The sequence below is a fragment of the Burkholderia sp. COPS genome (genome assembly GCF_019425585.1).
In the GTDB taxonomy this organism is placed as follows: domain Bacteria; phylum Pseudomonadota; class Gammaproteobacteria; order Burkholderiales; family Burkholderiaceae; genus Burkholderia; species Burkholderia cepacia.
On the sequence record NZ_WIXR01000059.1, the window covers coordinates 106,057 to 120,174 of the forward strand.

Here is a 14,118-nt window from a genome sequence, read left to right on the forward strand (position 1 = left end):
GCACGACCGGCGGTTTCCCGTGACGCCGAACGGCCGTGGATCGGCATCTTGGGCGGCGGGGTCGGCGCGGTCGGGATCGTGGGGCTCACGTTGCGGCAGCACGAGAGGCGGGTGGGGGCGCGGGCGCCATCGCCGCACGCAGTATCAATGCGCGCCGGCGTTCGTGATTCCCGCTGCATCGAGCTGCCTGAGCTTCGCGTACAGCGTGGTGCGCGAGATGCCCAGTTGCCGCGCAGCGGCCGACACATTGCCGTCGTGCTCGTCGACCGCCCGGCGGATCGCGTCGAGCGACTGCTCATGCAGGCTGGCCTGCGGGCTGGCGGCCGGCGCCGTGCCGCACGCGTCGGCGGCGTCTGCCAGCACATCGGATTGCCGCCGCGTCGCCGCCCGATCGAGCGGTGCGCGCACGGCCCGCACCCAGATGTGGCTGCCGTCGTCGCGCGCGATCCGCTGCGGCGTACGCGCCGGTGTCAGCAAACGACGCTGCTGCGCGGGCGTCGCGCCGGGAAAGAGTTGGCGGAGATCGTGCGGTTCGATCGGCCCGGCCGGCGCGAGCTCGAGCATCTGCCGCGCGAGCCGGCTCGCCGCGCGCACGCGGCCCGCCTCGTCGAGCGCGACGACGCCCGCGAGCGGCGTGCCGAGCCAGCGCGGATCGTACTGCACCTGCAGCAGATGGCAGTCGCGCAGCATCGCATACAGCCGCTGCTCGGCGGACAGCGCCGCATGCCGGAACTGTTCGCGCAACTGCACGACATTGCGCCGGCCGACGCCGGTGATGTCCAGCGCGCCGATCACTTCCCCGTCGAAACCGACCAGCGGCACCGCGAGACAGAACACGCGCGAGAATTCGTCGAGATAGTGCTGGGCGCCCGCGACGACCGCCTCGGTGCCGTCGTGAATCACGCAGCTCGGCGCGGTCGTGCCGATGTTCGGCTCGACGATCCGGCGCCCGGCGACGATCGGCGTCAGCAGCGTGTTGTCGCAATGCGGGCTGCGCCGCGCGTGGACGATCGTGCCGCGCGGATTGACGCAGAAGATCGTCCACTCGCTGCCGCCGAACGCGGCCCACAGCTGCTCGATTTCCGGCGCGACGCAGCGGGTCAGCCGACGGTCCGCGCGCGATTCGTCGAGTTCGCGCTGCATTTCGTAGCGGGCGGTTTGCCACGGCCGGAGCCCGGCGTCGCGCGAACGCAGCCACGAGCGCGCGACGCCGGCCGGCAACGCCGTTTCCGGCAGCGGTTCGCCCGCCGCGAAGCGGGCGCGGAGCCGGTCGAGGTCGACCGGCCGTGCAGGGGATTCGGGGGCTGCATTCACGCTGCGCTCCAGTTGGGTCGAAGGTTCGGGCCGGACGTGCCGGCCCGCGTGTCGCGCGAATGCGTAATATAGCCCGGCGCCCGCGGCGCGGTATTTTCGCGGCGGCTACGCCGCCGCACGAGGCCCATGCGCGCCCCCGGTCGCGATTTACCCCGCGACCGGGGGCGTCGCCGCTCAATGCGGCAAACGCAGGATCGGCTTGAGCGTGATGCCGCGGCTGCTGTCCTCCGCGGCCTGGTTGATCTGTTCGAGCGGATAGAACTTCACCAGCCGGTCGAACGGAAACCGCCCCTGGAGATGCAGCTGGACGAGCTGAGGAATGAACGTCTGCGGCACGCTGTCGCCTTCGACGATGCCGCGGATCGAACGACCGCCGAGCAGCAGGTTGTTGACGTCGAATTCCGCCTTCGTCCCGAGCTTCGGCGCGCCGACCACGCCCATCGTGCCGCGCGAGCCGAGCGCTTCGATCCCTTGCGACAGCACGGCGGGCAGCCCGGTCGATTCGAGCGCGTAGTCGACGCCGCCGCCGGTGATCGCGCGGATCGCGTCGACGACATCGACTTCCTTGCTGTTGATCGTGTGCGTTGCGCCGAGCTCCAGCGCCAGCGCGAGCCGCGACGGCACGATGTCGACGGCGATGATGGTCGTCGCGCCGGCGACGCGCGCGGCCATCACGGCGCTCATGCCGACCGCGCCCGCGCCGAAGCTTGCGAAACTGCTGCCCGGGCGCACCGCGAGTGAATTGATCACCGCGCCGGCGCCGGTCTGGATCCCGCAGCCGAGCGGCCCGAGCAGTTCGAGCGGCGCTTCCGGCGGCACCTTGATCGCGTTGTTCTCGCGCGCGAGCGCATAGCTGGCGAACGACGACTGCGCGAAGAAATGATCGTGCAGCGGTTGCCCGTGTTCGTCGCGGATCGCGGTCTGTCCGTCGGCGTCGGCGCCGCCGAAATTCAGCCCGAAGAACTGCCGGCAATACGCGCCGTGACCGCCGACACAGGACGGGCAGTGGCCGCACGCGCCATAGGTGAGCACCACGTGGTCGCCCACGGCGAGCGTCTTCACGTTCGGGCCGACCGCCTCGACCACGCCGGCGCCCTCGTGACCGAGCACGGCCGGCAGCGGTACCGGGTAGTACTGGTCGCGCACGATCAGGTCGGTGTGGCACAGGCCCGTCGCGACGACGCGCACCCGCACCTCGTCGCCGCGCGGCGCGCGCAGGCGGGCGGATTCGATCGAGAAGGGTGCGCCGGCCGCGCGCGCGACGGCCGCGGTGACGACGCGGGTATCGTTTTCCGTGTACATGTTCGGTCTCCTTGTCAAATCGGATACAGCGGCGCTTCACCCTTGATCGTCAGCCACTGCCACTGCGTGAACTCCTCCCAGTTTGCCGCGCCGCCGATGCTCGAGCCGTTGCCCGATGCGCCGACGCCGCCGAACGGGTTGATCACTTCGTCGTTGACCGTCTGGTCGTTGATGTGGAGCAGCCCGGTGTTCAGGCGCTCGCCGATCCGGAGTGCCCGGCCGACGTCGGCGGACAGGATCGCCGTCGACAGCCCGTATTCGGTGCGGTTCGCGAGCGCGATGGCGTCCTCGTCCGTATCGAACGGCACGACGACCGCGACCGGCCCGAAAATCTCCTCGTCGAACGCCGGGTTGCCCGGCGCGACGCCGCTCAGCACGGTCGGCTCGAAGAACAGGTCGCGATGGCCGCCGCCGGTCTCGACGCGCGCGCCCGCGCGACGGGCTGCGTCCACCAGGCTCGCCGCATGGTCGAGCTGTGCGGCATTGATCAGCGGCCCGAGGCCGACGTCCGCGCTCGCGGGATCGCCGACGCGCAGGCTTCGCGCCTTCTCGACGAGCTTCGCGACGAAGCGGTCGTGAATGCTGCGCTGCACGAGCACGCGGCCGGTCGCCATGCAGATCTGGCCTTGATGCAGATACGCCCCCCACGCGGTATTGGCGACGGCGCGCTCGAGGTCGGCGTCGTCGAGCACGATCAGCGAGTTCTTGCCGCCGAGTTCGAGCGAGACCTTCTTCAGGTGGCGGCCGGCCGCTTCGCCGACCTTGCGCCCCGCCGCGGTCGAACCGGTGAACTGGATCATCGCGACGTGCGGATCGGCAACCAGTGCGGCGCCGGCCGCGCCGTCGCCGGGTAGCACGTGCAGCACGCCTTCCGGCAGGCCGGCGAGCTCGAACACGCGGGCGATCGCGACGCCGCCGCACACGGCGGTACGCGGATCGGGCTTCAGCACGACCGCGTTGCCGAGCGCGAGCGCGGGCGCGACCGCGCGCATCGCGAGGTACAGCGGGAAGTTGAACGGCGAGATCACGCCAACGACGCCGCGCGGGCGGCGGCGCGCGAGCGACAGCCGGCCGGCCGCCGACGGCAGCACTTCGCCGGCCGCGCGCGACGGCAGCCCGGCTGCTTCGTGCAGCGCCTTGATCGTGACCGACGTCTCGAACGACGCCTTCGCGCGCGTCGAGCCGCTTTCGCGCACGAGCCAGTCGACGATCGCATCGAAGTGCGTTTCCGCGACGGTGGCCGCGCGGCGCAGGACGGCCGCGCGCTCGTCGTACGGCAGCGCGAACCATGCGGGCTGTGCGCGATGTGCGGCGGCCGACGCTTCGGCCACCGCTGCGCCATCCGCGAGGCCGAGGCGGCCGAGCGTGTTGCCGGTCGCGGGTTCGATCACGTCGGCCGCGTGCGGGCTGGCGTGCCAGCGTCCGTTGAAAGTCTTGCCGTGCCAGATGTCGGCGTCGAACAGTGCCGTGTTGCTGCTGCTATCCATGTACGCTCCTGAGGAAATTCCGACCCGCCGGATCGGGCCTTGCATCGTCCCGACCGGCATGCGCGCGAGGGTAGGCGGGCGCGGCGAAGCGGGGCTATCCGGGTTTCTTCCCACCCGCGGAGGGCGCGTGGAATGGAGGGCGTCTGCGAATTTGTGTGCGGAAACTGAACAGTCGTTGTGCGGATTGGTGCGGCACGCCGTCTGGGGATTCGGCAGGTTATGGCAGGTGTAGTGCGACGTGCGCTGCGTCTGAAGGCTCGGCGCGCAAACCTGTGGGAAGACACCTGAGCTCACGCTTCGTCGGAGCGGTAGTTGGCGACCCGCAAGGGGGTCGTGTTTGCGCAAAACGGACATTCGAAGCATTCGCCACGAACGTTGCACTGCATAGCGGTGCCTATCCCGGTGCTAGCGCGTTAAAGCTTCCATGGTTTGGACAATACGGCCAAACTTGTCATTGCCCTCAAAGGCCGCACAGGTCCGTGCGTATACCTGTTCCTTCCCGTCATTCTTGGAAAAAAATACTTCCGCGCAATCGCAGCGTAAGGTTGCCACCTTTGCATGAGTCCGGGTATCGCTTAACGTCGCGACCCAGCAACTATCGGCACATCCACAGCTACCGTAGGCAAGTACTTGATGGCGCCGGTGCCAAGGCAACGGCTCGGTCCTCACGCCTTGCGCTCCAACCTTTGACAAGAATAAGAGCGCGAGCAAACACACGGCCGTGCGCGTTCTATTGAGGTTCATGTCTATAACCATCGAGATTTGATTTTACTAATAGTGACCTGCGGCGGGATTTTGCAGCCACGCCCGATGAGTATCTTGGCCTCGGCGCGACTGCGGAATCCTTCCCGATTAAATCGCTTCTCCCGCAGCGTGCCGTTGGAACCTTCAGCGGAGTCGTTCTGCCAAGGGCGGCAAGAACGGACACAGCGTGTACGATCTGATCTTCAAGAAAACCATCCAAGGAGAGAGGAATGAATCCGGAACAGGCCCGAGCCGAAGAAACCCAGGCGATGGAGCGCATGGTGGCCGCCACGCTGCGCGTGCAGAGTACGTTCGCCTCGATGCAGAAGCAATTTCCGCCGCAAGGCAGCGGCGAGCCATCGCCATTCGCGCTGCAAACCTTTGATGCCGCCCTGCAGGAACTTGAAGACGCACAGGCCGCGTTCGATGCGCTGCTGAACGATCTGATCGACGGTAACCGCTAAAGGCTACGCCCTTATCTGCACCGATTGTCGACGATCTAAAAAGCTGTGTCGAACGGCCGCTTGAATCCATCGCCGACTGCGGCCGGCCGCCGGTCCGTGACGCATGACCGGCGCAGATCGACCCGTTGCCGCCGGTCATCACTTTCCGGTCCACGCGACGCATCTCGGATGTATAGCGGACATTCGCGAGACGACATAGGTGGGGACTCCTCGACCAACGTCGACTACCGGCATTCCCACCGGCAGATCAAAGAGAAGAGGGTAAGCCGATACTCGTGGCGCAATGGCGACGAGTATCGGCTTACCGCAATCGGACGCGATTCTTCCACACGAACTCAGCCCATTTGAAGCTCTTTGGTAGGGTCGACGCTCCACGAAATATGCGGCAACGCCCCCCTACGACGCCAGTAGGTTCGCCTCTGCCGCAATGCCACCACTGCTGACCGGGGGCAATAAAAATCACCTATTTAATGCGGAGTCGCTCCATGCGGGTAACGAAATAACCAAGCTCGGCTCCCTCAAGTAATGCCGCGCTTCGATCGTTTGAAATTAGCGTAGCGAGCTCGTTTATGTACTCTTTCTCTCTATGGTCATCTCCATGGAGACGCCATACGAAGGAGCTGTGCCGGAATAGTTTCAGCATGTCGTCATGCTGATTCCGGTTCTTGAATTCGAACCATAGATTGCGATGACAGTTCGCAAACATGGAGTCCATCCTCTCTTTGAAAAGGTAGTGATACGCACTGATGGATGCTGACAGCTCGTCATTTCCAAGTTTTGCAAGTGCATTTCGCGAAGCCGTCCCCATCGCAACAACCGCTCGTGCGGCGCTATACTCGTCACCATTTTTTATCGCGCTATTCGCAATTTCCTTCATTCGATTCTTTCTGTCGCCATCAGAAGAATTGGATTTATTAGCCATAAAGTAAGCGATATTATTTGCAGTCAAGATGGCTTTTTTTCCACGAGCACGCTTCTCCAGAGCAGCAAGCTTGGCGAGTTGTCCTGAGTCTTCTTCGCTCACCTGTAGAATAATCGATTCCGCCTGCAACGCTTGAAACGTTCCTTTGCCGAGTGAAAGAACTTTTTCGGACAAAATCTTGGCGAGTTCGCTATTACTGCTTTGCACCGCTAAAGCCCAGTTGAGGTACAGTTTCTGCTTCATCCTCTTTGTAAACCCGACATCCTCCAAGGCTTCGAAAATAGAGCAGGCTTTCTCATGGTCGCCTAGCATACGTAGACAGATTCCCTGGATGAGATTGATCCAGTTTTGATCATCGACGTAGCGCTCCTGATCATCCGGCAGTAGTCGCAAAAAGTCCTGGCATGCGGTTAAGCAGTTTCGGTAATTACCTTTATCTTCCAGCTCGGCCAAGAAAATTCTCGCGAGCTTGAGGCAATTATCGAATTTATCAAAAATATCAAACTCGGCGCAGTGACTTAACAAAGCGTTGATAACCGTGTGAGGGTTTCCCAACCCACCATCGACGCCAAGAGCCTTGGCTAGATCGGACGCCTTGAGCTTGCGCGGTTCGCCAACGACCCACTTTTCACCAAAATATAGTGAAGCGGCCTTTCTATTTAGATCCTCCTTTTCATTTGCCGATAGAATCGATAGTACATAATCACGGACCGCTTTTTTAACGACGAGTTTCGGGCTCTGAGAGGCGTTTGCAGCCCGTGCGTCCAACATTTGTAAGACCGCGACGGATTCTAGCAATCCGCGGTCTGCAAGAACGGTCACATGCGAAAGATAGAACGTATGACGAAAATCAATGCGACGAACGCGCATCAACGTTTCGCCATAGGGAAACGTCGTCAGAATTTTTAGAAGCTCGAAAGACTTCTTCAGCTCTGGATCCGTCGATTGACGGAGATGCTCGATAACTCGATCAACCCCACTGTTCACGTGAGATACAGGCGCGCCCGAATCGGGACTTGTAAGCCTCAACTCCACCAAATCAGAGAGCGAGATGAACGCCAAGTCTTTCAGGATTGAGTCAATTTCGCTGGGCACCCCGCCGCTCAGCCGATAGATGTCCGTTATCTCATAGACGCCCGCTTTTTCCTGCCCCCCAAATTGGTGATTGATAACGTAGGTCTTTACATCTGCCTCATCAAAAGGCTTGATCTCGATTATGGCTGGAAGGTCAAGCGATCCTGATTGCGGGGCTTGTCGGGACACGAGGATGATAGAGCTGTTGGCACAGTACTCTCTAATAGCATCGACTATTAGCAGTACCTCAGCCTCGTATTCGGCGCTCTGCGGCATGGTGCCGCGCGAGACAGGAGTATCTTCGATGAGAAGCAGGACTCTTGCGGATCCGGAGATTGACTTACAGAACTCGGGAAAGCTCTTTCCGGTCTGAAGTGTGAATCGAGCGAAGAAATCGTCGCGCCCTTTATAATCCTCAAGACTAATCCGGTAAGTGGTCGGTAGATCGGAGGCCATGGTAGACAACACCGACCAGATAAATTCATCCGTGGCATAACCCCAATCCGAGACCAGCCATGCGGTTCGGTGTTGCTCAAGGGCCGACTTCAACCGGTTTTGCTCCAGTCGTCTAACCGCGCCGTGGCTCGGTGCCGGCTCCAGTCTGTAGACCAGTGCGCTCGCGCCTCCCTCGGAGGCTGCAGCTTCCTCGTCTGCATCAGCGAGAACTGTCGAAACAGGGCGCGCCGGTTCGGTTGACGGCTTCGCAACTCCGCGACGAGTACCAAGTTCCCATGTGAAGTTGTTGTCTTCAGTAAGGTCCTGCGTCGCATCCGGGATAAATCGACGACCACCAGCGGTGACTTTAGTATCGACGCGCGGCCAAAAGGTGATGCTCTGTGTGGTTTCTCCGCACGTCAGGGAGCCGCCGGAGTATCCGTGTATGCGATCCAGCTTTCCACCTGCGCAATGCTGAAGACCGCAAAGCGATGCTGCTTGAACTGCATTGCGCTTACTGCTGCCACCGCTTGTCCTACTATGGATTTCCGGAGCGTGCATGTGCCCAAACATATGAGCTGTGAATCTGTTGCGCGTGTGGATCTCCTGATAAAAATGATCCCTTGCGCGAGGTTCCAGCCAGCTAACCGGATGATGCGTTACGAGAAAATTAAAGTCGTTCGCCGCGCACCATGCATCAGGATCGCCTGATGTGACGGAGTGAAGCTGTCTCACATGTACGTCTAGACTCCCTTCGCCTACGTCGAAAAGATGTAGGAAAGTGGAATTCAAACCGACAAGCCCAAGTTTTAAGGCATCGTGTTCAACGATTGCAGACGAATCGCCAGGAAGCAGTCCGGACACTCCCGTACATACAGGAATACCGCTTTTCTTAACGACATCGATAAAATCGTTGTAATTCGAGAAAATGTTGGCGACATAACCTTTGTATGCGGTACTTTCATTGTTCCAGAACTCATTCCGTACATCTTCGTTTGTCCAATACGATCTAAGCGCCGCGGTGATGGGATCACGTTTGTCCGGCCTCACAAGATCGTGATTTCCCGGGGTCAAGAACAATTTTGGATTAAGGCCTAAAGTTCCAAACTTTTCCCACATGCCGGCGAGAATATCGGACAACAGTGTGAAGTCCTCCTTGGACCCCGTTTGAGTCAAATCACCGGAAAAGATAATCAGATCCCAACCGCGCATTCGCTCGTTAAGCCGAGCAAAGTCGTCATAAAGCTGAGTACGCAAACTTGGCCACAGCCACTCATGAGATTTTTGCCCAGCATGCAGATCGCTAATATGCAGCCACGAAATTTTTTGTTCGTCTTGTCCTCTCATGCTCGTCTACTCTGATCGCATCTTTTCGTTGGACTTCAATCCCGTTCGCCTTCATGAGCGGCTGTCTAGTTAGATTCGCTACTAACACGTGCGAGAGGGAGGGAGTGTCAGCAAGCCGCTGCTGACGAGTACGATATTACAGCAAGACGATGTCGCATCATTTGGTTTCCTTTCACCAGTGAACCTTGGATGAAACGTCGAAGAATGATGTTATATCAGCAGTACTGAAGCGGTTCGCCTATCCCCGAGGCCCCGGAGGACCGAACGAGTTGTAAGCACGATCTGCAACAGGTCAGTCGGTCGTGACCTCCGACAAACGAGCGTGAGCAAAGTGAAGTGGCGTCGCCGGACGAGCGTCGGCTCCCCGTGGAACCAAATCGACCAGTTGAATCCGCACTGTTGATGCAGTGTTACTTCGCCCATCGAACGGCCGTTTATTGGGCACTACCGCCGCCTGAGTGACCGCGCGACGCGCGGGAGAAGTGTCGCTTCCTGGCCGACAGCGCCCGTCAGCCTCTGATGAACAACGGACATCGACAACGAACGTCGACACTCGCCAACCCGATTCCTTCCGGTTGTTCGCGGAAACCGACGCCGAAGCTGAAGGCCGGGCGGCCAGCCGCACCATTTCCCCCGTCAGGAAAACCCTGATCGACTCGGCAGGCCGTCGGTTTCAGGCCGTTTTCCCGCCGCCACGAGCCGCCGCATTGCTCCCCCGTCCAAACGGTGCCCCGCATCCGCACGACCGCGCCCCATCAAGCCTCTCAGCCCGCATACCTAGCCAAAACAGGTATGGCGCACCGCAGTATTCAGTGTGATGAGCGCGAATTCAATACCTGCCAGGTATCAAAAATCCCGCCTAAAAGTATTGGACGCCCCATCTGGCCGGGACGTATAAATCGCCTCAAGAACTTCACCCCCCACCGCGTGCCCCATGTCCTCCGTCACCATCGAACGTATCGAAACCCGCCTCGTCGACTTGCCGACGATCCGCCCGCACAAGCTGTCGGTGGCCACGATGCACGGCCAGACGCTGATGCTCGTGAAGGTGTTCTGCAGCGACGGCGTGACGGGCCTCGGCGAAGGCACGACGATCGCCGGCATGGCCTACGGCCCGGAAAGCCCCGAAGCGATGAAGCTCGCGATCGACGCGTACCTCGCGCCGGCGATCGTCAGCAAGGATGCGACGCGCATCCAGACGCTGATGGCGTTCCTCGGCAAGCTGGCGAAGGTCAATCACTTCGCGAAAAGCGCGCTCGAAACCGCGCTGCTCGACGCGCACGGCAAGCGGCTCGGCGTGCCGGTGAGCGAGCTGCTCGGCGGGCGCCGGCGCGATCGCCTGCCGGTCGCGTGGACGCTCGCGTCGGGCGACACGGCCATCGACATCGCCGAAGCCGAGCGCATGCTCGACCAGCGCCGCCACAACGTGTTCAAGCTGAAGATCGGCGCGAAGGCACCCGAGACGGATATCCGGCACGTGGCCGAGATCAAGAAGGCCGTCGGCGATCGCGCATCGGTGCGCGTCGACGTGAACATGGCGTGGAGCGAAACGCAGGCCGCGCGCGCGATTCCGGCGCTGGCCGATGCCGGCTGCGAACTGGTCGAGCAGCCGGTGGCCTCGGCCGCGGCGCTGGCGCGCCTGATGCGCCGCTTCCCGGTCGCGCTGATGGCCGACGAAATCCTGCAGGGCCCCGACAGCGCGTTCGAGATCGCGAAGCATCACGGCGCGGACGTGTTCGCGATCAAGATCGAACAGAGCGGCGGCCTGTTCGCCGCGCAGCGCGTGGCCGCGATCGCGGACGCGGCCGGCATCGAGCTGTACGGCGGCACGATGCTCGAAGGCGCGTGCAGCACGGTGGCGTCCGCGCACCTGTTCGCGAGTTTCGCGAACCTGCAGTGGGGCACCGAACTGTTCGGGCCGCTGCTGATCACCGAAGAGATCCTGACGCAGCCGCTCGATTACAGCGACTTCGAACTGACCGTGCCGGACGGCCCCGGTCTCGGCATCGAACTCGACGAGGACAAGGTCAGGCGTTTCACCCGCGACGGACTCACCCGCGTCGCGCGGTAGCCCGAGTCACGCACCGCCGTCATTCCCCCAAATACACGTGGAGACATCATCATGAGCGTCAAAGTTTTCGAAACCCGGGAAGTGCAGGATCTGCTGAAGGCCGCGTCGAACGCGGGCGCGGACAACCCGAAGGGCGGCAACGCGCGCACGCAGCAGGTCGTGCTGCGGCTGCTCGGCGACCTGTTCAAGGCGATCGACGATCTCGACATCACGCCCGACGAAGTGTGGGCCGGCGTGAACTACCTGAACAAGCTCGGCCAGGACGGCGAAGCGGCGCTGCTCGCGGCCGGCCTCGGCCTCGAGAAGTTTCTCGACATCCGGATGGACGCCGAGGACGAAGCGCTCGGCCTCGACGGCGGCACACCGCGCACGATCGAAGGGCCGCTGTACGTCGCCGGCGCACCGGTGCGCGACGGCGTCGCGAAGATCGACCTCGATGCGGACGACGGCGCGGGCCCGCTCGTGATCCACGGCACGGTCACCGGTGTCGACGGCAAACCGGTGGCCGGCGCGGTGGTCGAGTGCTGGCATGCGAACTCGCACGGCTTCTACTCGCACTTCGACCCGACCGGCAAGCAGAGCGACTTCAACCTGCGCGGCGCGGTGAAGACGGGCGCCGACGGCAAGTACGAATTCCGCACGCTGATGCCGGTCGGCTACGGTTGCCCGCCGCAGGGCGCGACGCAGCAGCTGCTGGACAGCCTCGGCCGCCACGGCAACCGCCCGGCGCACGTGCACTTCTTCGTGACCAGCGACGGCCACCGCAAGCTGACGACCCAGTTCAACATCGACGGCGACCCGCTGATCTGGGATGACTTCGCGTATGCGACCCGCGAGGAACTGATCCCGCCCGTCACCGGCAAGACCGGCGGCGCCGCGCTCGGCCTGAAGGCCGACGCGTACCAGGACATCGAGTTCAACTTCGTCCTGACGCCGCGCGTCGAGGGCAAGGACAACCAGATCGTCGAACGCCTGCGCGCTTCCGCCACGGCATAACCGCCCGACGGCACGGCGGCGCGCAGGCGCCGCCGCCGGCCGGGTTCCCGCGAGATTCAACCGATTACCGATGCGAGCGTGCTTGCAGGACGCGGCACGCGCATGGGAGGAGCCATCATGTCCGCCACGATCGACCAAGCCAACGACCTGGATCACCTGCTCGCCACCGCCGTGCAGGACGACAAGGAGGCCGGCGTATTCCGCTGCCGCCGCGACATCTTCACGAACGCCGAGCTGTACGAGCTCGAGATGAAGCACATCTTCGAAAGCAACTGGGTGTACCTGGCGCACGAAAGCCAGATTCCCGACAACAACGATTACTACACGACGTGGATCGGCCGCCAGCCGATCGTGATCACGCGCGACAAGACCGGCGAGCTGCACGCGGTCATCAACGCCTGCGCGCACAAGGGCGCGATGCTGTGCCGCCGCAAGCACGGCAACAAGGGCAGCTTCACGTGTCCGTTCCACGGCTGGACCTTCTCGAACACCGGCAAGCTGCTGAAGGTGAAGGACGAGAAGACGACGGAATACCCGGTGCAGTTCAACACGCACGGTTCGCACGACCTGAAGAAGGTGGCGCGCTTCGCGAACTATCGCGGCTTCCTGTTCGGCAGCCTCGGCGCCGACGTGCTGCCGCTCGAGGACTACCTCGGCGAGGCGCGCGTGATCATCGACCAGATCGTCGACCAGGCGCCGAACGGGCTCGAGGTGCTGCGCGGCAACTCGTCCTACATCTACGAAGGCAACTGGAAGATGCAGATGGAAAACGGCTGCGACGGCTACCACGTCAGCACCGTGCACTGGAACTACGCGGCGACGATGGGCCGGCGCAAGGAAGACGGTACCAAGGCCGTCGACGCGAACAGCTGGAGCAAGTCGGTCGCGGGCGTGTACGGCTTCGACAACGGCCACATCCTGCTGTGGACGCAGACGATGAACCCGGAAGTGCGGCCCGTGTACCAGCATCGCGATGAAATCAAGGCGCGCGTCGGCGACGTGCAGGCCGACTTCATCGTCAACCAGACGCGCAACCTGTGCGTGTACCCGAACGTGTTCCTGATGGACCAGTTCAGCACGCAGATCCGCGTGGTGCGGCCGCTCGGCGTCGACAAGACCGAGGTCAGCATCTTCTGCTTCGCGCCGAAGGGCGAGAGCGAAGCCGACCGCACGACCCGCATCCGCCAGTACGAGGATTTCTTCAACGTGACGGGCATGGGTACCGCCGACGATCTCGAGGAGTTTCGCGCGTGCCAGGCCGGTTATGCGGGCATCACGGCGATGTGGAACGACCTGTCGCGCGGCGCGCCGCTGTGGGTCGACGGGCCCGACGAGAACGCGAGGAAGATGGGGCTGAACCCGCGCATTTCCGGCGAGCGCAGCGAGGACGAAGGGCTGTTCGTGTGCCAGCACGAACATTGGGTGAACGTGATGCGCGATGCGCTGAAGAAGGAACGCGGGGAGGTGGCAGCATGAGCTTCGATTACCGGACTGTCTGCGCCGCGCTGTATCGCGAAGCGCGCCTGCTCGACGATCGCCAGTGGGACGAGTGGCTGACCCGCTACACGGAGGACGTCACGTACTGGATGCCCGCGTGGGACGACGACGATCGGCCGACCGACGATCCGCAAAGCCAGATCTCGCTGATGTATTACGCGGACCGCGGCGGCCTCGAGGATCGCGTGTTCCGGATCAAGACCGAGCGCAGCGGCGCATCGACGCCCGAGCCGCGCACCAGCCACAACGTGACGAACGTCGAGGTGCTGGCCGAACGCGAGAACGAAGTGGACGTGCGCTACAACTTTCACACGCTGAACCACCGCTACCGCGTGACCGATCACTTCTTCGGCACGATGTTCGTCACGTTGCGCAAGGCGGGCGATGAGCTGCTGATCTCGTACAAGAAGATCGTGCTGAAGAACGACTACATCCGGCAGGTGCTCGACGTCTATCACGTCTGAC

General features: G+C 62.5%; 9 protein-coding genes. 5 read left to right on the forward strand and 4 right to left on the reverse strand.

The features are described from left to right. Positions 1-144 precede the first annotated feature (144 nt). The 3 genes from FOZ70_RS33970 to FOZ70_RS33980 form a co-directional block, all read right to left on the reverse strand. The gene (locus FOZ70_RS33970; RefSeq protein WP_346656428.1) at positions 145-1,314 is read right to left on the reverse strand and encodes a helix-turn-helix domain-containing protein; all 1,170 of its coding nucleotides are present in this window, start codon (positions 1,312-1,314) and stop codon (positions 145-147) included. A gap of 174 nt (positions 1,315-1,488) precedes the next feature. Beyond that, positions 1,489-2,616 (reverse strand): NAD(P)-dependent alcohol dehydrogenase, encoded by a 1,128-nt coding sequence (locus FOZ70_RS33975; RefSeq protein ID WP_059675826.1) that lies wholly within the window; start codon positions 2,614-2,616, stop codon positions 1,489-1,491. A gap of 14 nt (positions 2,617-2,630) precedes the next feature. Next, the gene (locus FOZ70_RS33980; protein ID WP_059485866.1) at positions 2,631-4,103 is read right to left on the reverse strand and encodes a benzaldehyde dehydrogenase; all 1,473 of its coding nucleotides are present in this window, start codon (positions 4,101-4,103) and stop codon (positions 2,631-2,633) included. A gap of 974 nt (positions 4,104-5,077) precedes the next feature. On the opposite strand from FOZ70_RS33980, the gene FOZ70_RS33985 reads away from it, so the two are divergent. After that, the gene (locus FOZ70_RS33985; protein WP_011549124.1) at positions 5,078-5,311 is read left to right on the forward strand and encodes a hypothetical protein; all 234 of its coding nucleotides are present in this window, start codon (positions 5,078-5,080) and stop codon (positions 5,309-5,311) included. A gap of 463 nt (positions 5,312-5,774) precedes the next feature. Here FOZ70_RS33985 and FOZ70_RS33990 read toward each other — a convergent pair whose 3' ends face one another. Beyond that, positions 5,775-9,089 (reverse strand): metallophosphoesterase, encoded by a 3,315-nt coding sequence (locus FOZ70_RS33990; protein WP_219707650.1) that lies wholly within the window; start codon positions 9,087-9,089, stop codon positions 5,775-5,777. 934 nt (positions 9,090-10,023) lie between these two features. On the opposite strand from FOZ70_RS33990, the gene FOZ70_RS33995 reads away from it, so the two are divergent. From FOZ70_RS33995 to benB, 4 genes are all read left to right on the forward strand, one after another. Then, complete coding sequence (locus FOZ70_RS33995; RefSeq protein WP_219707651.1) at positions 10,024-11,160, forward strand: muconate/chloromuconate family cycloisomerase; 1,137 nt, start codon at positions 10,024-10,026, stop codon at positions 11,158-11,160. A gap of 51 nt (positions 11,161-11,211) precedes the next feature. Continuing rightward, positions 11,212-12,156, forward strand: a complete 945-nt coding sequence (catA, locus tag FOZ70_RS34000; protein ID WP_042974834.1) for a catechol 1,2-dioxygenase — start codon at positions 11,212-11,214, stop codon at positions 12,154-12,156. 117 nt (positions 12,157-12,273) lie between these two features. Then, entirely contained in the window at positions 12,274-13,632 is a 1,359-nt protein-coding gene (locus tag FOZ70_RS34005; RefSeq protein WP_175936027.1) for a Rieske 2Fe-2S domain-containing protein, read from the forward strand. Beyond that, a complete protein-coding gene (benB, locus tag FOZ70_RS34010; RefSeq protein ID WP_219707652.1) occupies positions 13,629-14,117 on the forward strand; it encodes a benzoate 1,2-dioxygenase small subunit in 489 nt (162 codons plus the stop codon). The genes FOZ70_RS34005 and benB overlap by 4 nt, the downstream gene beginning before the upstream one ends. Position 14,118: the final 1 nt, after the last annotated feature.